Consider the following 21,350-nt stretch of genomic DNA (forward strand, 5'->3'; position numbering starts at 1 on the left):
TCAGCCCTTGGGCGCCGCGGTCGACGTGCGCGCCGCCCAGCGCTGTTCGACCTTGCCGAAGCGCCAGTACGCCAGCGCCGCCGCCCACACGACCACGAACAGGCCGACGATCACGAAGCCGACGTTGTCGAGGTTCAGGCCGGCGATCCAGCCGGTCAGCGCGTCGTCGAGGCCGAGCTTCTCGTGCAGGACGCTCACCAGCTCGATGGTGCCGATGAGGAAGGCGACGGCGATCGACAGTCCGGTGATGGTGAGGTTGTAGTAGACCTTGCGGACGGGGTTGGAGAACGCCCACTGGTAGGCGAAGTTCATGAACGTGCCGTCGAGGGTGTCGAAGAGGCTCATGCCGGCGGCGAACAGCAGCGGCAGGCACAGGATCGCGTACCAGGGCAGGCCGGCGGCGGCGCCGCTGCCCGCCATCACCATGAGGGTGACCTCGGTGGCGGTGTCGAAGCCGAGGCCGAAGAGGAAGCCCAGCGGGTACATCTGGCCGGGGCGGGTGATGGAGCGGGTGAAGCGGCCGAGGATCCGGTTCATGAAGCCGCGCGAGTCGAGGTGGCGCTCCAGTTCCCGCTCGTCGTAGCGGCCCTCGCGCATGGCGCGGAAGATGCGCAGGATGCCCGCGAGGGCGACGAGGTTGAGGGCGGCGATGAGGTAGAGGAAGCCGCCGGAGACGGTGGTGCCGACCACGCCGAGGGTCTGGTGCGTGGTGGACTCCTCGTCGAGGAGGGTCCCCGCGGCCTGGGTGCCGCCCGCGACCAGGGCCGCCATGGCCACCACGACGCTGGAGTGGCCGAGCGCGAACCAGAAGCCGACCGAGACCGGGCGCTTGCCGTCGGCCATCAGCTTGCGGGTGGTGTTGTCGATGGCGGCGATGTGGTCGGCGTCGAAGGCGTGCCGCATGCCGAGGGTGTAGGCCGTGATGCCGAGGCCGACCCCGTAGACCTTGGAGCCCACGGTGTAGTGGTCGGGGACGACGAGCAGATAGAGGACGCCGAACGCGACGACGTGCAGGGCGGCGACGACCGCCAGCAGGCCGGCGGTGCGTACGGTGTCCTGGCGGCGCCACCGGAAGGCGGGCAGCGCGCCGCCGGGGGCTTCGGTGGGGGCGGCGCCGGGGGCGTCGGTGGGCAGGGTCATCGGGGGTGAACGCTCCAAGCACCTCGTGGATCATCGCGTGATGCCGTGGCCGGTCTCCTGGCTTACGGGTTCGCGCGCGCCCGCCCCTGCCTTCCCGGCCGCGGGCTGCGGCCAGTGGCTCCGCGCGCCGTGGCGGCGCGCGGAACGGAACGGGAACTCCCCGATCACAGTGGCGAGGGCCGCTCCGGACTCGGGCCACGAGGGCCTGTCACCGGTCTTCCCGAACACCACGGCCGGGCCACCATAGCGCTCCGACCGGCGCTTGTGGCAAGGATGTGGCAGTTGCCATAGATGTGCAATAAGCGCCCCGCCCCGTCGCCGGACGCACTCCGGAACGCGCCTTCCGGGTCACTCCCGAGGCCCCGTCAGGGCCTGCCCGCCGAAGCCCCGGCCGCCGTCGGCCGCCGTGCGCCACCAGGTGTCGACTGCCTCCTGGTCCATGGCCGCCCAGTCGGGGGTGGCCTGCACCTGCGCGCGGCCGAGCCGGCGGCCGACGCCGACCACGGCCCGGCCGGTGGGCGACCGTTCGGCGTCGTAGGCACGGACCGCGGCGTCCAGGTCCGGCTCCTCGCGCAGCACCCGCTCCAGCACCGCGGCGTCCTGGAGGGCCTTCACGGCGCCGCTGCCGGAGTGCGGGCGGGCGACGGCGGCCGCGTCCCCGGCGAGGACGAGCCGGCCCTCGCCGTAGTGCGGCACGGCCAGGTCGTAGATCGGCTGGACGTACGTGCCGGACCGGGGCGTGCGCCGGACGACCTCCTGCCAGTACGGCGGGAAGCGCTCCTCGACGACCGCCGCGTGGTGGGAGACCAGCTCGTCGGTGACCGTGCCGGCGGGCAGGCTGGTGGCGTCCCGGAGGGCCGGGCCGACGGAGGCGGGCGGCGCGGTGTAGAAGACCCAGTTCGCGGAGGTGCCCCGGCCGCCCGGGCCGGGGATGCGGTAGACGATCATATGGCCGCCGGGGAAGACGACGGTCGCGGCGTCGTGCTCGGGCCAGGCGTCGTGGGGGCCGGGCAGCAGCTCCACCGGCAGGGTGCCGCGCCAGGCCAGATAGCCGGCGTACGCGGGCACGGTGGCCGCCCGGGTCGCGGCCCGGACGGCCGAGCGGTAGCCGTCGGCGCCGACGACCAGGTCGAAGCGCTCGGTGCGCCCGTCGGCGAACCGCAGCGCGGCGCCGTCCGGTCCGGGCAGCACCCGCTCGACGGCCGCGCCCTGGACGTAGCCGACGGAGGCGGGCAGCCCCGCCCGTAACTCCCGCCAGAGCGATCCCCAGTTGTACGAGCGGAAGGGGAACGGCAGCACGCCCACCGCCCGTCCGGCGGGCGCGCCGCCGTCCCGCACGATCCAGGGGCGCCGGGTCAGCCGCCGCCAGGGCACGTCCGGCCCCAGGTGCCCGGCCGCCGCCAGCTCGGCGTAGCGGTCGTCGTGGACGGCGAGGCCGACGCCCCGGTCCTGGAGGCCGCCGGCCGCCCGCTCGTACACCACGACCTCGCCGGCTCCGGCCCGCGCCGCGGCGAGCGCGGTGGCGCACCCCGCGACCGACCCGCCGACGACGGCCACCCGTGATCCACGCACCCGCATGTCCGCCCTCTCGACGCCCCGTTCCCCGGTTCCGCGCGTTCGCCCGCGCTCCCTCGGAGTCGGAACCTACACTGCGCCGTCCGGGCGGTGACAGAACGCCCGGACGGTTCACCGACGTCCAGGTCATGGACGCTTCCGGCACGCCGGTGCTACCTGTGCAGTGGGCAGGGCACCGTCCGGCGCGAGAAAGGGCTGACCGCCATGGCAGACACGGGACAACGGCCGGAGCCGCGGGTCGGGTTCGTACGCCGCATCGGGCTCTTCCAGGCCACCGCGCTCAACATGAGCCAGATGTGCGGCATCGGGCCGTTCGTGACCATCCCGCTGATGGTGGCGGCCTTCGGGGGGCCGCAGGCCGTCATCGGGTTCGTCGCGGGCGCGGTGCTGGCCCTCGCCGACGGGCTGATCTGGGCCGAGCTGGGCGCCTCGCTGCCGGGGGCGGGCGGCAGCTACGTCTATCTGCGGCAGGCGTTCCAGTACCGGACCGGCAGACTGATGCCGTTCCTGTTCGTCTGGACGGCGATGCTCTTCATCCCGCTGGGCATGTCCACCGGGATCATCGGCTTCGTGCAGTATCTCGGCTATCTCTGGCCGGACATGGGCCAGGCGCAGGGCGACCTGGTCGGGCTCGCCGTCATCGCGGTGATCCTCGCGGTGCTGTGGCGGCGGGTGGAGAACATCGCGAAGATCACGGTGGTGCTGTGGTGCGTGATGATCGCGTCCGTGGTGCTGGTCATCGCCGCGGCCTTCACCCACTTCAGCCCCGACCGCGCGTTCACCTATCCGGCGCACGCCTTCGAGCTGACCACCAATCACTTCTGGATCGGCTTCGCGGCGGGCCTGACCATCGGGATCTACGACTACCTCGGCTACAACACCGCGGCCTACATGGGCGCCGAGATCAAGAACCCGGGGCGCACCCTGCCGCGCGCCATCGTCTTCTCCATCCTCGGCATCATGGCGATCTACCTGCTGCTCCAGATCGGCACCCTGGGCGTCATCGACTGGAAGCAGATGCTCGACCCGGACTCGACGGCCTCCTCCTCGGTGGCCTCCGCGGTGCTGGAGAAGTCCTGGGGCGAGGGCGCGGCGAAGACCGTCACGGTGCTGATCCTCGTCACGGCCGTGGCGTCCGTGCTGGCCGGTCTGCTCGGCGGGTCCCGGGTGCCCTACGACGCCGCGCGGGACAAGGTCTTCTTCGGCGCCTTCGGCAGGCTCCACCCGCGGCACCGCTTCCCGGTCCTGGGCCTCGCGTCGATGGGCGCCGTCACCGCCGTCGGCTTCCTGATCGGCCGTCATACGGACCTGGCGACGCTGATCCAGCTGCTGACCACCGTCATGGTGATCGTGCAGGCCCTGGCCCAGGTGCTGGCGGTGACGGTGCTGCGCCGCCGCCAGCCGGCGCTGCGGCGCCCGTACCGCATGTGGCTCTACCCGCTGCCCAGCTTCGTGGCGCTGGTGGGCTGGCTGGTGATCTACGGCTACGCGGACAAGAACTCGCCCGGGCGGCACCCCATCGAATGGTCGCTGGCCTGGGTCGCCGCGGGCTGTGTGGCGTTCCTGCTGTGGGCGCGGTACGAGAAGGTGTGGCCGTTCGGGCCGCGGGAGATCTCGGAGGAGTACCTGGAGGCCGCCGGTCCGGACGTGGACCCGGACGGGGATCCGGGCGCCGCGAGCGGTGACGGCACCGGGCCCGGGACCGGTCCGCGCCCCGGTCCGGACGGTGACCCCGACGGCGACCCCGACGGGGCGGCGCCCGCGCCGGTCTGACCCTGGATCACCCGCGGTGCCCGTTTTCCGGCCCGGCCACCGGTGACTGGTCCGGACGGGTGATAGAACTTGCATCCATGCCTGTGAGCCCCTCCCCTTCGTCCCCCCGGCCTCCGCAGTCCGCGCACACCCAGGCGGCACCGCCGCGCAAGCTGCTGTGGCACCGCCTCATATTCGGGCTCTGGTTCCGCCCTGTCGAAGTGCTCGACGAGGCGCGGGACCGGAGCGTCTGGGGGCCGCCACCTTCCTGTGCCTGCTCTGCGGGGCGCTGGGGACGCTGGGCAACGACTCCTTCTGGGAGGGGTGGCGGGTCGGCCCCGGGCAGGCCCTGGAGGCGATGGCCCTCGCCGACGGGGTGCTGCTCCTCGCGAGCCTGCTGCTGGGGGTGGCCACCCAGGCCATCGCGCGCCGGCTCGGCGGCAACGGCAAGTTCGGTCCGACGGTGACCCTGTTCGTGGTGATCTTCTGGGCGACGGACCTGCCTCGGCTGGCGCTCGACGCGTGCCTGCCGGGGGACTCCTACCCGGTGCGGGCCGCCGCCTGGATCACCTCGGCCTTCGGCTACGCCTTCGCGGCGCTGCTGATCCGGGGCCAGCACCACCTGCCGACGCACAAGGCGGTGGCCGCGGTGAGCGTGCAGATGCTGGCGGCGGTGGCGCTCCTGAAGTTCCCGGCCGGCGGTTCCTGACCCGGGCCCGCTCCTCGGCGGGCGGACCGACGGACGTGCCGTCGAAGTCGAAGGCCCGCCCGGTGCGACGGGGGATGCACACCGGGCGGGCTCGAGGACAGTTCTACCTCATCAACGATGGGTTATGCATCAAAAATCTGTTCGGCTTTGCTTATTTCCAACGAACAGGCAGCGAAATCAAGCCACGCGCCCGCATCGAGGGCCGCCACTCCAGCTCCTCGCGCGGCACATCGAGCGTGAGCCCCGGGAACCGCTCGAGCAGCGCTGCCAGTGCGATTTCGGTCTCCATCCTGGCCAGCGGCGCGCCCAGGCAGTAGTGGATGCCGTGCCCCAGCCCGAGATGTCCCTTTCGCTCGCGGTTCGGATCCAGCCGTTCCGGATCCTCGAAGTGACGAGGATCACGGTTGGCGGAGGCCACCGAGAGCAGCACCGTCTCCCCCGCGGGCACGGTCACCCCGCCGATCTCGATGTCTTCCAGCGGAAAGCGGCGGATCGCCAGCGGCGCGGGGGCCTCCCAGCGGTTGAACTCGTCGAACGCGGCCCCCATTCCGTCCGGATCCATGCGCAACTGACGCATCAGCTCCGGATGGTCCAGGAGCGCGAGGACGGAGTTGGCGATGAGGTGGACGGTGTTCTCGTAGCCCGCGAAGAGGATCAGGAAGGCCAGCGAGGTCAGCTCGTCCTCCGAGAGCCGGTCGTCGCCCTCGCCGTCCCGGACCGCGATCAGGTCCGAGAGCAGGTCGTCGGCGGGCGCGGCCCGCTTGGCCGCGATCAGCCCGGTGAAGAAGCGCAGCAGTTCGCCGACGGCCTCCTTCATCAGGTGCGGGCGCGTGCGGTCGGGCGCGATCATCGCGTCCGTCCAGGCCCGGAAGTCCTTCCGGGCCTCCGGCGGCACCCCCAGCAGGTCGCAGATGACCGCGATGGGCAGCGGACCCGCGTAGGCGGCCAGCAGATCGGCGCGGCCGTCGGCCTCGACGGCGTCGAGGAGCGCGTCGGCCGTCCGTCGCACCGGCTCCCGGAGCTTCTCCGTCCGGCCGGGGGTGAACGCCTTGACGACCAGGCGCCGCACCCGTGTGTGGTCCGGCGGGTCCATGTTGAGGAGGTTGGCGTCGAGGGCCGGGGGCAGCGAGAAGCCACCGTAGTTGCCGGGGGCGGCGTGGGCCTTGTCCAGGGACAGCCGGGGGTCTGCGAGGCCCGCACGGACGTCCTCGTAGCGGGTGACCAGCCACGCGGGCCGGCCGTCCGGGCCCGTGAAGCGGTGGACCGGGCCGGCCTCGCGGAGCCGGGCGTAGGTGCCGTACGGGTCGCTGACCAGCGCGGCGAGGTCGATGGGCGCGGATGCGCCGGGCAGGGCGGAGTTCTGCATGGAACCCGACTCTAGACAGGGGGCGGGGGTGCCGGGGACCGGAGGGTGACGCGCACGGGCGGCGCCGGGTCCGAATGGTTACGGACCCGGCGCCGGCCTGTGGCGCAGGCGGCCTTGACCCCCGTCCATGGCCGCCTCGTCTGTGGGCCGCGCGCCGTCAGGGACGGCTCGCCGCGCTGATCTCCCGTAGGTCGGTGAGGACCGCGTCGACCAGCGGATCGTGGTAGACGTCCGCGACGCGGGCCAGGTGTTCGTGCTCCTCGGCCGGGTCCGCGCTGACCGTCACCACCACGCTGTCGGCGTGCGGTGCCGGCACATGGCCGGTGATCTGGTTCGCGAGGCCCCGGCGCAGGGCGGCGGCCTCGACGACCGCGGCGGTGCGCCGCTCGTCCAGACCGGCGGCGCCCGCCTTCTCCTTGGCGAGGTCCAGGGCCAGGGGCTCGACATGGCGGCGGATGCCGCGCTGGATGTCGCGGATCTCCGCCATCCGGCGGTTGGCGCGCCACTCCAGGTCGGCGAAGGGCCAGCGGGCCGACCAGCGGTGCTCGTCGATGGTGACCTCGGGGGCGTGCGCGGTGACGGACCGCCAGAGCGGGTCCAGCCGGCGCAGCCGCCGCCAGGCGGAGACCCGGGGGCCGGCCGCGGGCAGCGAGAAGCCGAGCAGCACCAGCAGCGCGGCCACCGAGGCGCTCATCGGCGCCACGCCGTTGGAGAGCCAGTAGAGCTCGTTGCCGGTCCAGGACAGGACGAAGCCGACCAGCTTGCACAGGCAGTACAGCAGGCCGAGCCAGCAGCCCGCGGCCAGCGTGCGCAGGCCCTTGGCGAGCCATGAGCGGCCGAGCCGGGCGGCGTAGCGCGGGCACAGGGCGCCGAGCCCCGCGAGGCTCGTGCCGAAGATGGCCAGATACAGCACCAGGAAGGCGACCACTCCGGGCGCGTCCGCGTAGGCGGTGCTGAAGTCGCGGGGGTGCTCCACGTCGTCCGGACGGCCGACGGCGAAGCAGACGACGGCCGTGGCCCAGGCGACGCCCACCACGGCGACCGCGAACCTCGACCGGGCGGTGGCGCGGGCCTCGGCGGCCGCGTCGCCCCGGCTGGTCCAGCGCAGGAGCAGCACGGTGGCGCCGGACGCGAACAGCACCACGGCCGAGTAGAGGAAGACCATGGCGAGGTTGGCCACGCCGGTCAGCCGGTCGAAGGCGCGGTAGACGCTGGGCGCCGAGAACAGGAAGACGATCGGGACGCCGGAGGTCATCAGGGCCGTGAGGCCCAGGTCGACGTTGCCGCGGTCGCGGAACCAGGCGCGGGCCTTGTAACCGACGATGCACCAGGTGACGGCGGAGAAGGTGAGGTAGAGGGCGTCAAACATCGGCGCCTCCCTCCCTCAGCTGCCGGCGGACGTGCTGGAGCGCGGGGCCGAGGGACGCGGCGAGCGCGGCGGCCTCGCCCTCCAGCGGGGCCTCCTGGCCCGGCGGCGGGGGCACGACCTTCTCCATCAGGAGGGTGCCGAGGATCTCGGTCTCGCGCTCGGTGAGGTTGTCGTAGCAGTGGTGCCGGGCGAGGCCCATGGTCAGGCCCATGCGGCGCATGGCGGTGGCCACGTCGACCGACGGCGTCCAGACCTTGAGGGCGTCCTCGGTGACGGCCGGGTCCTGGTCGTGGCCGAGCAGGAGGTGGCCGATCTCGTGCAGGACGATGTGGACCTGGTGCCAGGGCGAGGTCTTCTGCTCGTAGATGACCCAGTAGGCGTCGTCGGTGGTGGCCGTCATGCCCGAGACCACGCCGTTCAGGCTCATCGGGACGAGGCGGATGGGACGGCCCACACGGCCCGCGACGATGTCGCACAGGCCCTGGAGATCCGTGGACGCGGGCAGCGCGAGCTCATGGATGAGCTGCTTGCACCGGCGCCGTATGCGCCCCACTCGCATCCCTGCACCGTCCTCGTCCTCGGTACGCCGCCAGTACGTGAAGAGCCGGTCATCCGCCGTGACGGTCACGAGCGCTCCTCGCCACCCGCGTCGGGCGGGTCGGCCGGAAGGTTCATCTGCTGCCGGAACTGGGCGATGATCGTGTTGAGGCTGTCCTGGACCTCCGGCGGCAGTCCCACGGAGCGCAGGGCGATGGCCCGGACCCGCTGGTCCCGCATGGCGACGAGGAAGCGGACCTCCTCCTCCACCCGCTCGGCCTGCGAGGCCGAGAGGTCGCCCATCAGATAGCCGACGGGCACGGCGAAGAACTTCGCCAGCGCGCGCAGCACGTCCGGGCTGGGGTTGGCACGGCGGCCGTTGCGGAGCATCGACAGATACTGCTCGGTGAGCTTGACCCCGCCGTACTCCTCGGTGCCGCCGCAGATCTCCTCCGCCACGTGCGCGTTGGTGTACGGGGCGCCGGGCGGATGCATGTTCGCGAACAGGTAGTTGAGCCGCGCCGCGAGCGGGCTGCCCGCCTCGCCTGCCGACCTGTCGCCCCCGGTTGCCATCCGCTCCGTCCTCACGAGCTTGTTTCCGCGATCTTCCCCACGCCACCTCACGGCCAGTTAAGAAGCACCGGGCCGCGGGGAGCATCCTGTCACGGGAGCGAGCCCTCGCACTAGTCCGTGCCACGTCACGGCTGGGCCACGAACTTAACCACGGGTTGATGACGGGCCGTGAGCCGGTCCCCGCGGAGCGTGGCAAGGATGCGTCGAGGTCGCTGCAAGCATTCCGTCAGACCGCCCGGGAATCCCCTGGATCCGAGCCTCGGCCGGCCGGAGCGGCCGGCCGGCGAAGAGCGGGAAGAGGGGGATGGTGCCCATGTCCACGATCCGGAGGAACCCGGAGCCGGACCGCCGGTGGCTGACGCTGCCGGACTGCAAGCGCGTGCTGGTCGTCGTGCACACGGTGACCTACGGCCAGCGGCTGCGCGATGTGTTCTCGCTGGTGGAGGGCGATCTGCGGATCCAGGTGGACTTCACGGTCGCCCCGCACGCGCTCGGCGAGGGCGCCGCCCGCTACCTGCGGGACCTGGGGGTGGCGGTGCTGCCGTGGCGGACGGCGGTGCGTGAGGAGTTCGACCTGGCGCTCGCCGCCGGCTCCCGGGGGATCGAGAAGGTGCGCGCGCCGCTGATCCGGCTCTCGCACGGCGCCGGCCACATCAAGCTGCTGCGCGAGGGCGGGCTGACCTCGGCCCCGGCGGCCGAGCGCCCCACGGGCATGCTGAGCCGGGAGTACTTGACCAGCGACGGCCGGGTCGTGCCGGCCGCCGTCGCGCTCGCCCACGCCCGGGACCTCGCCGAGCTGACGCGCTGGTGCCCGGAGGCGGTGCCGGTGGCGACCGTCGTCGGCGACCCCTGCTACGACCGGATCGCCGCGAGCCTGCCGCACCGCGAGGCGTACCGCCGGGGGCTCGGCCTGGGCGGCCGGCAGCGGCTGGTGGTCGTCACCTCCACCTGGGGCCCGTCGTCGTCCTTCGGCCGCTTCGACGCCCTGCTGCCGCGATTACTCAGCGAGCTGCCGCCCGACCGGTACCGGGTGGCCGTGCTCGTGCACCCCAACGTGTGGGCCGGACACGGGGACCGGCAGGTCCGCACCTGGCTGGCGAGCTGCCGGGCCCGCGGACTGGCGCTGGTGCCGCCCGCGGCGGACTGGCGGGCGGTGCTGGTCGCCGCGGACGCGGTGATCGGCGACCACGGCTCGCTGACGTCCTACGCCACGGTGACCCGGGCGCCCGTACTGCTCGCCCGCTTCCCCGAGCGCGAGGTGCACCCGGCCTCCCCGGCCGCCGCGCTGGCGCTCGCCGCGCCCGCGCTGTCGCCGCTGCACCCGCTGGAGGAGCAGTTGCGGTACGCGGCGGCCGAGTACCGGCGGCGGGAGTACGCGCGGGTGGCCGCCCTGCTGTCCTCCGAGCCGGGCCGCTTCAACCGGCGGATGCGCGCGCTGATGTACCGCCTGCTGGGCCTGGGGCAGCCCGCGTACGCGCCGGTGACCGAGCCGGCCGAGGTGCCGCCGCCGCTCGACGGGGGCGGCACCCGGGTGGCCGGTGCGGCGGGGCCGGGCGCGTGACGGCCGTGGAGCGCGTCCTGGCGGTCGTCCGCCTGACGGCCGGTGACCGGCGCCCGGCGACGGTGGAGCTGACGGCCGGTGCCCGCTGGAGCGCGGACCCGGGGCCCGGCCGGACGGGCCGCCCGGCGGGCGTGGACGTCCACTGGAGCGTGGACCCGGACGCCCGCCGGGACGGGCGCTGGACGGAGACCGCCGACGTGCTCCGCTGCGGGCGCCCGGCCCCCGGCCCGGCCGCGGCGGTGCGCCGGGCGCGCTGGCTGCTGGCCCGGCACCCGGGCTGCCTGCTCGCGTCCGTACCGGACGCGGCGGGGGGCTGGGTGATCGGCCTCCGCGATGGCCGCCTGCTGGCGGCGTCCCCGTGTCCGGCCGTCCCGCCGGGCACCGTCGGCGCGGCCCTGGCCTCGTTCCTGCACGGCTGGCTCACGGCGGGGCGGGCGCCGGAGGAGCTGACGGTCGTGCGGTTCTCCCGGCCGGGGGCGCGGGTATCCGTGCGCCTGCGCCCCCGGTGCGGCGCTCATGGAGGTGACCGGCCGTCATGGTGCGGGTCTGGTACGGGGGTCGACCTCACGGAGGCGGGTGCGTAGGCGGGCCGCGTCGGTGGGGCTCACCGGGTCGTACAGGGCCAGGGAGCGGGTGAACCAGCGGACGGCCTCCGTGGGGGCCCGGTGCTCCTGGCAGGCCTGGCCGAGGTACTCCATCGTCCGCGCCTGCCAGTGGACGGAGCCGGCGTTCTCGAACTCCACCAGGGCGCGCAGGAGTCGCCGCATCCCGGTGCGGGCGTCGCCGCCGCGGGCCGTGGCGTGGCCGAGGAGGGCGAGGGCGCGGGCCGCGTCGTAGGAGTCGCCCTCGGCGACGAGTTCGGCGCGGGCCGTGGCCAGCCGGCCGGCCGCGAGGCCGGGCCGGTCGTGCGCCAGGGCGATCTCGCCCAGGCACACGCGGGACAGGGCGGCGCCACGGGTGTAGCCGATGGCCTCGCGGAGGGTCAGGGCGCGGCCGTAGTGCAGCTCGGCCTCCTGGGTGCGGCCCGCGCCGAAGTGGGCCCGGCCCAGCCCGTGCAGGGCCTGGGCCCGCTGGCGCTCGTCGCCGTCCTCCGTGGCGTGGCGCAGGGCGTCCTCGAACCAGCGGGCCGCCTCGTCGAAGCGGCCCGTGTGGCACAGGCCGTTGCCGCCCGAGGTCAGCATCCTGCCCTCACCCGCCCGGTGTCCGGCGCGGCGGGCGGCCTCCAGGCCGAGCGCGTGGGCCTCGGTCCACAGGTCGTAGGGCCGCAGCCGGAGGAAGAGCGGCCACATCGCGTCGACGAGCTGCCAGGCGCTCGCGTCCCAGCCCTCGCGGGCGGCGAGGCGGACGGCGGCCATGAGGTCGTAGCGGTGCTCGTCCAGCCACGCGAGCGCGGGCGCCTGGGCGTCGAACGCCACGGGCGGGGCGGCCGGGTGGGCGTAGTCACGCGGCAGGGTGCGGTGGCTCGGGGTGAGGAGGGCCTCCGCCGAGGTGGCGGTGGCGAGGCACCAGTCGACGAAGCGGCGGAGCGTGGCCCGCCGTTCGGGCTCCGGCAGGTCGGTCTCGGCCCGGCCGCCCGCGTGCAGGCGTACGAGGTCGTGGAAGCGGTAGCGGTCGCCCACGCCGGGGACACGGTCCGTTCCGGTCTCCTCCAGAAGGTTCACCTCCAGGAGGAGTTCCAGGAAGTCCTCGGCCTCCTCGGGCGGCACGCCGCACACGGCGCCGACCATGGGTCCGTCGTAGCGGGTGACGGGGAGCAGCCCCATGCGCCGGTAGGCGCCGGCGGCTCCGGCGGGGAGGGTGGCGAACGACTCGTCCAAGGCGGTGCGCACGGCGGTGTCCCCTTCCACTCCGAGGGTCTCCAGCGGGCCGCGCCCCCGGGTGAGCGCCGAGGCGAGCGCGGCGACCGAGCGGCGCGGCCGGGCGGCGAGCTGCGCGGCGGCCAGGCAGACGGCCAGCGGCAGGCAGGCGCACAGGCCGACGACCTCGCGCGCGGCCGGGCGGTCCGCCGCGACGCGGTCGCCGCCGACGCCCCTGGTGAAGAGCTCCAGCGCCGCGGCCGGGTCGAGCATGCCGACCTGGTGGAAGCCCGCCCCGTCGACGCCGAGTCCGGTGAGCCGGTGCCTGCTGGTGACCACGACGAGGCTGTCGGGGGCGGCGGGCAGCAGGGTGCGCACCTGGGCGGCGGACAGGGCGTTGTCGAGCATCACGACGAGCCGGAGGTCGGCGGTCAACGAGCGCCACAGGGCGGCCTGTTCGGCCAGGGAACCCGGAATCGAGGACGCCCCGAGAGCCCGCAGGAAGCCGGCCAGGGCCTCGGTGGGACCGGCCGGGCCGGTGAGGGTGTGACCGCGCAGGTCCGCGTAGAGCTGGCCGTCGGGGAACTCCGGGGCCAGCGCACTCAGCCAGCGGCTGACGAGCGCGGTCTTCCCGACACCGGCGGGGCCGCTGACCACGGCCACCTGGGGAGCGGAGCCCGTCCGGGCGGAACGCAGGGCGTCGAGGGCGCGCAGGTCGCACGCCCGCCCGGTGAAGTGCGCGGGAACGGGCAGGAGTTGACGCGGCACCGGGGGCCGCCGGGGCGGGGCGGCGTGGTGGAGATGGACGCCGCCGTGGATGTCCCGCGCCTGGACGCTGGAACCGGCGACCAGGGTGTGCCCGGTGAGGGTGTTGGAATGGCCGGCCGTGGGGGCTGCCGGGTGACCGGTGTCGGGGCCGGGCCCGCCGCCGGTGGCGGGACTCGGGTCGGCGTCGGCGGCGACACCGGGACCCGGGCCGCCGACGGGGCCGAAACCGGTACCGGAGGCACGGCCGGGAGCGCCCCTGGCCGGTTCACCGGCTGAGGGACCGCCAGGGCCGGGACGAGCACCGGGCCCGGGTCCGGCGTCAGCGGCGAAGCCACGGCCACCGGCAGGGCCGCAACCGGTGTCAGCGGCATCGCCGGGGCCGGCAACACCCCCGACGGGCCCACCAGCTGCGGGACCACCGGGGCCGGAAAGGGCACCGGGATCCGGGTCGGCATCACCGGCGAAGCCACGGCCGCCGGCAGGGCGGCAACCGGTGTTGCCGGCACCGCCGGGACCGGCGACACCCCTGGCTGGTCCACCACCGGGCCCGGGCCCGGGTCCGGCGTCAGCGGCACCGCCGGGACCGGCAACACCCCCGTCGGGTCCACCGGCGGGACCGCCGACGTCACCGGCGGCCCCGTGGCCGACGGCCCCACCGGCCGTACGGGCCATCGCACCGCCGCCCGCCCCGTCCCTCCGGTACGCGCCCCCCGGTCCCGCCGGAGCGAACTCCCGCAGCCAGCCGCGTAACCCCTCGCGCAGTTCTCCCGCCGCCGCCCCGCCCCGGAGGTGGCGGTGCAGCGCGCCGGCGAGGTCCGCCAGGCGGTCCGGGGCGCCGTGGGCCGCGGCGGCCCAGGTGGCCGCGAGCGCCGGGTCCGACTCCCGGGCGGCTGCGGTCAGTCGCTCCAGCGCGCGTCTCGCCGCCGGGCCGTGCGGCCCGGCCGGCGGCAGGGCGCGTACGAACGCTTCGGTGAGCTCCCGCTCGGTCATGGGTTCCGCCGTCATGCCCCTCCCCCCTGCGCGGCCATGCCGTCGTATGCACATGACATGGCCATTCGGCAATCCTTGGCCTGAGCTCTACCCCTCCGGGACCGATTCCGATCGCGTTTGGCGGCGCGACAGCCGAATTCAGGGCGCTCCTTCACCACCTGGCACCAAGGATTGACGCTGTGTCATGCTCATCACTTCCAAACGGACGTCCCGGGGGAAGGGGCGCAAGTGGAGTTCCGGCTCTTGGGCACCGTCGAGCTGCGGGCCGGCGGGCGGCGCAGCGGACTGGATTCCGGCAAGGCGCGCTGTACGCTCGCGGCCCTGGCGTACGACGTGGGCCGCCCCGTGGGCCTGGACACCCTGATCCACCGGATCTGGGACGACGACCCGCCGCGCCGCGCCCGGGAGAACCTCTACACCTACGCCTCGCGCATCCGCACCGCGCTGCGCAAGGTCGGCGGGCCCGACGCCCCGGCGCTCACCAACCACGCCCACGCGTACGTCCTGGAGGCCGACCCCGAATCCGTCGACCTGCGCCGCTATCTGAGCCTGACCACGCGGGCCCGCGCACTCGCGGAGAGCGGTGACGCCGAGCAAGCGCTCCGGCTGCTGGACGAGGCGGGCGGGCTGTGGCGCGGGGAGCCGCTGACCGGGCTGTCCGGCGCCTGGGCCGAGCACGTGCGCGCCACGGCCGAGGCGGCCGGCCTGGCGGCCGCCCTCACCCGGGCCGGTCTCGACCTGCGGCTGGGCCGCTTCGCCGACGTCGTGCCCGAGCTGTCGGCGCTGGCCGGCCGGCACCCGACCCACGAGGCGCTGGCCGGGCACCTCGCGCTGGCCCTGCACGGCTGCGGCCGCACCGCCGAGGCGACCCACCTGCTCCGGCAGGTCACCCACCGGCTGGTCACCGAGCACGGCACCGACCCGGGCGAGGAGCTCCAGCGCGTCCAGCACGGCATCCTCAACGGCTCGCCCGCGATCCAGCTGCTGCCCCGCGCGGGCGCGGCGGACGGCCCCCGCGAGCGGACCGCCGTGCCCGACAATCTGCCGCACGACATCCCCTGGGTGGGCCGGACGGACGAGCTGCACCGGCTCGCCACCGCCCTGACCCCGGTGTCGGGCACCCCCCGCGCCGTCGTGGCCCTGGAGGCGATCGACGGCATGGCGGGCGTCGGAAAGACGGCCCTCGCCGTCCACACCGCGCACGAGCTGCGGGACCGCTTCCCGGACGGGCGCCTCTATCTCAACCTCGGCGCGCACGCGTCCTTCCAGGAGCCGCTCACGCCGGAGGCCGCGCTGGGCCGGCTCCTGCGCCTGATCGGCGTGCCGGCGGACCGGCTCCCCCGGCACCTGGACGAGCTGACGTCCCTGTGGCGCACGCTCCTGGCCGACCGGAGCGCGATCGTCGTCCTGGACGACGCCGCCGGGCCCGAGCAGGTGCGCCCGCTGCTCCCCGGCGCCACCCCCTCGCAGATCCTCATCACCAGCAGACGGCGGCTCACCGGACTGCCCGGGGTCCGGCCCATTTCCCTGGACGTCCTGCGCCGCGCCGAGGCGATCGCCCTCTTCCACGACCGCGTCGGGGCCAGGCGACCGGCCGACGAGGCACAGACGGCGGAGATCGTCCGGCTGTGCGGCTACCTCCCGCTGGCCATCGAGATGGCGGCCAGCCGCTTCCTCTGCCACGGCTCGTGGACGGCGCGCGACCTCGTGGACCGGCTCGCGCGCCCCGGCCGCCTCGCCGAGATCCGCGACGGCTCCCGGGACCTGGCCCGGACGTTCGCCTTCTCCTACCGGTCCCTGACCCCGGTACAGCAGAGCGCGTTCCACCGGCTCAGCCTGCACATCGGTTCCGAGTTCGGCGTCTACGCGGCCGCCGCGCTCACCGGTCTCCCGTTCGACGACACGGAGCGCGTGCTGGAGGACCTGCTGAACTTCCACCTCCTGGAGGAGCCCGCTCCGTACCGCTACCGCATCCACGACCTGCTGCGCGAGTACGCCCGTACGCTCGCGGCCACCGAGCACGTCGACGACCCCGACGGCGACGAACGGGCCGTGCGGCGCCTCATGGACCACTACCTGTTCTGCGCGGACCGCGCCGACCGGGTGCTGTTCCCGCACCGGTCCCGCACCCCCGTCACCCTCGACCGCCCGCCGGCCGAGGCACCCGCGTGGCTGGACCCGGCGGGTCCGCGGGAGTGGTTCGCCACCGAGGCCGCCAACCTGCTCGCGCTCGTCGACCACGCGCGGCGCTGCGCCCCGCCGCGCCAGGCCGCGCTGCTCGCCCACGTCCTCGGCGGCTTCCTGGAGTCCGAGGGCCTGTGGACGGTGGCCGAGCCGCTGCACGAGAGCGCCGTGGCGCACTGGCGCGACGCGGAGGACCGCCGGGCCGAGGCCCGCTCCCTCCTGGACCTCAGCGCCGCGCGCAACGCCGCCGCGCGTTACGACGAGGCCGTCGCCGAGGCGGGCAGGGCCCTCGCCCTGGCCCGGGCCACCGGCGACCGCGAGGCCGAGCCGGAGGCGCTGCGCTGCCTCGCGCTGCCCCACCTCTACACGGGGCGCAACCACGAGGCGCTGGCGTTCATCCAGGAGGCGCTGTCGATCCACATGCGCACCTCCGACCGATTACAGCAGGCGCGCTGCCTCAACAACATGGGCTTCGCCCTCCTGGAGCTGGGGCGGCACCCGGAGGCGCTGGAGTGCTTCCTGGACGCCCTCTCCCGTTTCCGCGAGATCGACGACCGCCGGGGGCAGTGCCAGGCCCTGAACAACACCGGTGAGATCTACTCCCTGCTGGGCCTGGAGGACCGGGCGATCCGCGCCTACACGCAGGCGCTGGCCCTGGCACGCGCGGTGGGCGGCCGCGCCAACCGGGCGGCGGTCGAGATGAACCTGGCCCGCGCCCTGATGGACTCCGGCGAAGTGGAGCAGCCGCTGGCCCTGTGCCGGCAGGCCCTGGCCACGTTCCGCGACATCGCGGACCGGCGCCACGAGTCCATCGCCCTCAACACACTGGGCCGCGCCCTGGGCCGCGCGGGCCAGGACGAGGAGGACATGGCCCACCAGTGGGCGGCGCTCGCCCTGGCGCGGCGGATCGGCGCGGCCCAGGAGGAGGGGCACGCCCTGCGCGACCTGGCCACCGCGGAGATCCGTACCGGGCGCTTCCGCAAGGCGGACGAGCATCTGACGGCGGCGCTGGCCGTCAACCGGCGGGTGGAGTCGCCGCTGGAGGAGGCGCGGACGCTGGACCGGCTGGCGGATCTGCGGGCGGTGACGGGGGCGCCGGTGGAGGCGCGGGAGTTACGGCGGGCAGCCATGGCGATCAGAAACCGTCTGAGCAGGTCGAGATCAAGCGAGATCGATCACGAATCGACCGAACTCAAGCTTCCTTGATCAGAGATCTTGACCTGAAGCCGGATGTCGATATTCTTCCCGGGCGTTGTATGAATATATGACGTCAGCTCAACTGTACGTATTCGACAGCAAGTTGAGAGGCAACCCCCTTGTTCAGCACGTTCATGCGCATCCTCGGTGTGTGCATCGCTTCCTGACTCCCGTCCCTGCCCGCCGGGACCGTTCAACGCGTCCCGGTGGGCCCTCCGGACGTCCAGTCGATGTCCCGACCCTGGATCAACGTGCCCACCCGGGCCTGGCCCGAGACCGTGTTCGTCACCGAGCTGTTGTCGACCGTGAGTCCGGGCCCCGCGTCCGTCGCCCACGCCCTGAAGTCGTCGGCGAACCGCGGATCCCGCGCCGCCCGCGCGAACAACAACGCCGCCAACGCCCGCACCTGCTCCCCGTCCGTCGGATCCAGCGGCAGCGCCACCGGCTCCGTTTCCTCCTCGCCCCGCCCCCTGCCGACCGCCCTCCGGGCGAGCTCCGCCAGGGATCCCCAGACCCGCCGTCCCGCCTCCGTGCCCACGGACCCCGCGGCGGCCGTCACCGCGGTCGTGATCGCGCTCAGTGATACCGGATCGACCGTCACAGTCACTCCCCCACCTCGCCACCGGACACGCCCGTGCCGGACCAGGCTAGCCGCGCGGGGCGCGGGCCCACCCGGCCGAACGGTGAAATCGGGGAAATCCCTTACGGTTCTGGCGCGTCGGCGCCTCCCCGCGGGCCTGTGACCCGTAGGACGATGACACGCTCCCCGCCCGTACCGGAGAGGAACCCGTCCCATGCGCAGACCCCTCGTCCTCCGCGGCCTGGTCACCGTGCTCGCCGGGCTGCTGGCCGCGGCCGTGCCCGGCCCGGCGGCCGCCCGGGCCGCCGCCCCCGGCACCTCCCCCGCCGTCGCCGCCGCCTCCTACTGGACCGCCGCGCGCATGGCCGCCGCGCGGCCGGCCGTGGGCGCGAAGGGGCTCCCGGACCGGCCCGTCGCCGGCGCGCCCGTGCCGCCCAGCCGGCCCTTCGACGGGCTGCCCCAGGTGGGGACGTTCTTCTGGACCGACGGGAACGGCACCGGGCGGTTCTGCGGCGGTACGGTCGTCCGGAGCCCGCACCGTGACCTCGTGGTCAGCGCGGCCCACTGCCTGCGCTCACCGGACCCCAGGAAGCGGCTGTCGTTCGTGCCGCGGTACCACGACGGGCTCAAGCCGCACGGGGTGTTCCCCGTGGAGGCGATCCACATCGACCGGCGGTACTACGACCTGGGCACGGACGGCGGCGCCCGCTGGGACTTCACGGTGGTGCGGGTCGGTGAGCGGGCCGACGGCACGGACGTGGAGGACGCCGTCGGCGGCTTCGAGCTCAGGATCCGCCCCGGGTACCGGCACCGCGACGTCCGGCTGATCGGCTATCCGGGCAACAGCGACGCCACTTATCCGAAGCCGCTGACGTGCCGGTCCGCCACGCACCGCTGGACCAGCACCGATCCCGGGGCGCCGGGCGACTTCCTGGAGATCGCCTGCGCGGGCTACGTGGGCGGTACGTCGGGCGGGCCGTTCCTGGTGCGCGGGCGCGGCGGCTACGCGGTGATCGGGGTGATCGGCGGCTACCACACCGGTGGCGACACCCCGGACATCTCCTACAGCTCGTACTTCACGGAGGCCTTGCGCGCGCTCTACCGGCACGCGGTGGCGGGGGACCCACCCGCACGGCGGTGAGCGCCCGCGGCCCGGGGCCTTGGGCGCTCACCGCCCGCCGTCACGGCTGCTGCCGCGCCGCCCGGCGCGGGTGACGGGTCAGCGTGTAGCCGCCGATGGCCGCGAGCGAGCCGAGCACGGCGCCGCCGACGGTCCACGCCCAGCGGGCGGACCACCAGCCGCCGTTCCAGCCGGACTCCGGCTCGGCGACGGCGGCCGCGTGCAGCGGTGCCACCTCGCCGCCCTCGGCGTGGGCGCCGCCCGCGTCCTCGGCGTCCGCCCGGAGCTCCGCCTTCACCGGGAGTCCGAGGTCCTGGTCGGGCACGTCGGAGACGGTGAGCCGGACGTAGTAGGCGCCGGGCAGCGGGTCGTTGGCCCACCGGTCGGCCCAGGGGCGTACGGTCCGCAGCGTGCAGGTCACCTTGACGGTGGTGTCCTGCTGCGAGGCGCGCTTCGTCGGCTCGCCGGAGGCGCACGCCTGGCGGCGGCGCAGCCCGTCGAAGACGTCGAGCTGCCAGGTGGCGCCGCCGTGCCGGGTGGCCGCCTCGGGCAGTTGTACGGTCGCCTCGGCGGTCGCGCGCTGTCCGGCGCCGGCCGGGAACTGCCAGTACAGGTAGTCACCGGTGGAGGCGCTCGCGGTGGCCTTCTGCCCCTGCTTGACGGGGGTGGCGGTCCGGAAGGTGGTGCCGGCCTCCGTGGGCGCGCCGTCCTCGCCGCCGGAGACGGCCGGGCTCGGCGAGGCCGCGGTGGCCGCGCCCGCCGTGGTGAACAGGGTGGCGGCGGCGAGCAGTACGGCCGCCGCCGGCCGTGCCATGGTCGTGAGCTTCATCAGTTCGCCCTCCACACCGACACGCGCCAACGGGACACCCAGCCCCACACCAGCCCGGCGATCAGCCCGGTCAGCACGAGGACACCCAGCAGTACCCAGCCACGACCGAGGCCGAAGGCCGCGATGTCGGAGGGGCTGTCAGGGGAGTCGGTGAGGTCGACGGCCAGCTCGACGGGCAGGCCCGGGTCGCGCTTGACCGAGGCGGGCGCGGAGAAGGAGTGCGAGACCTCCAGGCAGACCGTCCGGGCCTCCTTGTCCTTCTCGTCGTCGCCGCTCTTGCCCACCGGGTAGCGGAGACCGGACGACATCACGTCCGTCCGCCCGCTTCCGGCGTCGCTGCCGCGTACGAGCTCCCGGCCGCCCGGGCCGACGGCCCGGATCAGTACACCGTAGTCCCGGTCGACGGCGCGGTCGGCGCCGACGCTCACCGAAGTGCGCAGCTCCTGGCCGGGCTTGACCTGGACCTTGTACCAGCGGTGCTCGGAGAACGTGGCGCGGTCGGTCCACAGGCCGGCGCCGAGCTCGGGCGCCTTGGCGCACTCGTTGGCGCCGTTGACGGGCTTCGGGGTCTCGACGGGCACCTCGGCCCGGCGGACGAGCTGCTTGATGCGGCCCGAGAGCTCGTCCTTGTGCTGCACGGAGGTGTACGTGCCGCCGGTGGCCTCGGCGATGCAGCTCAGCTGCTCGCGGGTCTTGTCGTCGTGGGCCAGACCCAGCGTGTCGATGGTCAAGTGGGTGCCCTTGGCGGCGAGTTCGCGCGCCACGTCGCACGGGTCGGGCTGGCCGCAGGAGTCCTCGCCGTCGGTGATGAGGACGATGCGGCGGGTGCCGCCGTCGGTGCCCAGGTCCTGGTCGGCGCCGCGCAGGGCGTAGCCGATCGGCGTCCAGCCGGTGGGCTGGAGGGTCGCGACGGCCGCCTTGGCCTCGGTGCGGTCGACCGGGCCGACGCGGTAGAGCTGCTTGCTGTCCCGGCAGCCGAGCTCCCGGTCGTCACCCGGGTAGTTGGCGCCGAGGGTGCGGATGCCGAGCCGGACCCCGCTCGGGACCGCGTCGATCACCTCGCCGAACGCCTCCTTGGCGACCGACATGCGCGACCGGCCGTCCAGGTCCGTGGCCCGCATCGAGCCGCTGACGTCCAGCACCAGCTCGACCTTGGGTGAGTTCTTCGAGGGTCCGTCGGCGGCACTCGCCGGGGCGATTCCTGCGGCCAGCGCGGCGAGCAGAGCGCAGGCGCCCGCCGCGAGCCGTTTTGTGATGATCATCCGGAGATCCTAGTGATCACCGGGGGCGCGGCCAAACGGCGC

General features: G+C 74.4%; 16 protein-coding genes and 1 riboswitch. Of the genes, 6 read left to right on the forward strand and 10 right to left on the reverse strand.

Features of this window, described 5'->3' with window-relative positions; all coding sequences use genetic code 11:
* Together SMD11_RS04215 and SMD11_RS04220 are read right to left on the reverse strand one after the other, a co-directional pair.
* A complete protein-coding gene (locus SMD11_RS04215; protein ID WP_087925139.1) occupies positions 1–1,140 on the reverse strand; it encodes a HoxN/HupN/NixA family nickel/cobalt transporter in 1,140 nt (379 codons plus the stop codon).
* Between the two features lie 29 nt (positions 1,141–1,169).
* Positions 1,170–1,387: riboswitch (cobalamin riboswitch) on the reverse strand.
* Between the two features lie 101 nt (positions 1,388–1,488).
* Positions 1,489–2,718, reverse strand: a complete 1,230-nt coding sequence (locus SMD11_RS04220; RefSeq protein ID WP_234365885.1) for an FAD-dependent monooxygenase — start codon at positions 2,716–2,718, stop codon at positions 1,489–1,491.
* A gap of 201 nt (positions 2,719–2,919) precedes the next feature.
* Here SMD11_RS04220 and SMD11_RS04225 point away from each other — a divergent pair, with 201 nt between their 5' ends.
* On the forward strand, positions 2,920–4,488 hold the full coding sequence (locus SMD11_RS04225) for an APC family permease (RefSeq protein ID WP_087925140.1): 1,569 nt from the start codon (positions 2,920–2,922) through the stop codon (positions 4,486–4,488).
* Between the two features lie 337 nt (positions 4,489–4,825).
* The gene (locus tag SMD11_RS36180) at positions 4,826–5,176 is read left to right on the forward strand and encodes a hypothetical protein (RefSeq protein WP_234365886.1); all 351 of its coding nucleotides are present in this window, start codon (positions 4,826–4,828) and stop codon (positions 5,174–5,176) included.
* Positions 5,177–5,327: 151 nt separating this feature from the next.
* Here SMD11_RS36180 and SMD11_RS04235 read toward each other — a convergent pair whose 3' ends face one another.
* The 4 genes from SMD11_RS04235 to SMD11_RS04250 form a co-directional block, all read right to left on the reverse strand.
* Positions 5,328–6,542: a cytochrome P450 family protein gene (locus tag SMD11_RS04235; RefSeq protein WP_087925141.1), complete on the reverse strand. Its 1,215-nt coding sequence runs from the start codon at positions 6,540–6,542 to the stop codon at positions 5,328–5,330.
* Positions 6,543–6,699: 157 nt separating this feature from the next.
* A complete protein-coding gene (locus SMD11_RS04240; protein WP_087925142.1) occupies positions 6,700–7,911 on the reverse strand; it encodes an MAB_1171c family putative transporter in 1,212 nt (403 codons plus the stop codon).
* A complete protein-coding gene (locus tag SMD11_RS04245) occupies positions 7,904–8,539 on the reverse strand; it encodes a hypothetical protein (protein ID WP_087925143.1) in 636 nt (211 codons plus the stop codon). The genes SMD11_RS04240 and SMD11_RS04245 overlap by 8 nt, the downstream gene beginning before the upstream one ends.
* Positions 8,536–9,021 (reverse strand): helix-turn-helix domain-containing protein, encoded by a 486-nt coding sequence (locus SMD11_RS04250; RefSeq protein ID WP_087925144.1) that lies wholly within the window; start codon positions 9,019–9,021, stop codon positions 8,536–8,538. The genes SMD11_RS04245 and SMD11_RS04250 overlap by 4 nt, the downstream gene beginning before the upstream one ends.
* A 313-nt stretch (positions 9,022–9,334) precedes the next feature.
* Between SMD11_RS04250 and SMD11_RS04255 the strand changes: the two genes are divergently transcribed.
* Positions 9,335–10,582 carry a hypothetical protein gene (locus SMD11_RS04255; RefSeq protein WP_087930278.1) on the forward strand — a complete coding sequence of 416 codons (1,248 nt, stop codon included), beginning with the start codon at positions 9,335–9,337 and terminating at the stop codon, positions 10,580–10,582.
* Complete coding sequence (locus SMD11_RS04260; protein WP_087925145.1) at positions 10,579–11,166, forward strand: hypothetical protein; 588 nt, start codon at positions 10,579–10,581, stop codon at positions 11,164–11,166. Before SMD11_RS04255 ends, SMD11_RS04260 begins: the two co-directional genes overlap by 4 nt.
* Here the strand turns inward: SMD11_RS04260 and SMD11_RS04265 are convergent.
* The gene (locus SMD11_RS04265) at positions 11,116–13,146 is read right to left on the reverse strand and encodes a tetratricopeptide repeat protein (RefSeq protein WP_234365887.1); all 2,031 of its coding nucleotides are present in this window, start codon (positions 13,144–13,146) and stop codon (positions 11,116–11,118) included. The two genes, SMD11_RS04260 and SMD11_RS04265, sit on opposite strands and share 51 nt — an antisense overlap.
* A 1,218-nt stretch (positions 13,147–14,364) precedes the next feature.
* Between SMD11_RS04265 and SMD11_RS04270 the strand changes: the two genes are divergently transcribed.
* Complete coding sequence (locus SMD11_RS04270) at positions 14,365–17,526, forward strand: AfsR/SARP family transcriptional regulator (RefSeq protein WP_159395215.1); 3,162 nt, start codon at positions 14,365–14,367, stop codon at positions 17,524–17,526.
* Positions 17,527–17,710: 184 nt separating this feature from the next.
* Here SMD11_RS04270 and SMD11_RS04275 read toward each other — a convergent pair whose 3' ends face one another.
* Positions 17,711–18,118 carry a hypothetical protein gene (locus tag SMD11_RS04275; RefSeq protein ID WP_087925147.1) on the reverse strand — a complete coding sequence of 136 codons (408 nt, stop codon included), beginning with the start codon at positions 18,116–18,118 and terminating at the stop codon, positions 17,711–17,713.
* Between the two features lie 193 nt (positions 18,119–18,311).
* Here SMD11_RS04275 and SMD11_RS04280 point away from each other — a divergent pair, with 193 nt between their 5' ends.
* The gene (locus SMD11_RS04280; RefSeq protein ID WP_087925148.1) at positions 18,312–19,238 is read left to right on the forward strand and encodes a trypsin-like serine peptidase; all 927 of its coding nucleotides are present in this window, start codon (positions 18,312–18,314) and stop codon (positions 19,236–19,238) included.
* Positions 19,239–19,278: 40 nt separating this feature from the next.
* Here the strand turns inward: SMD11_RS04280 and SMD11_RS04285 are convergent, their stop codons facing one another.
* Positions 19,279–20,046 (reverse strand): hypothetical protein, encoded by a 768-nt coding sequence (locus SMD11_RS04285; RefSeq protein ID WP_087925149.1) that lies wholly within the window; start codon positions 20,044–20,046, stop codon positions 19,279–19,281.
* The gene (locus SMD11_RS04290; RefSeq protein WP_087925150.1) at positions 20,046–21,308 is read right to left on the reverse strand and encodes a VWA domain-containing protein; all 1,263 of its coding nucleotides are present in this window, start codon (positions 21,306–21,308) and stop codon (positions 20,046–20,048) included. Before SMD11_RS04290 ends, SMD11_RS04285 begins: the two co-directional genes overlap by 1 nt.
* Positions 21,309–21,350 lie beyond the last annotated feature (42 nt).

Origin of the sequence: Streptomyces albireticuli (assembly GCF_002192455.1) — a bacterium.
Classification (GTDB): domain Bacteria; phylum Actinomycetota; class Actinomycetes; order Streptomycetales; family Streptomycetaceae; genus Streptomyces; species Streptomyces albireticuli_B.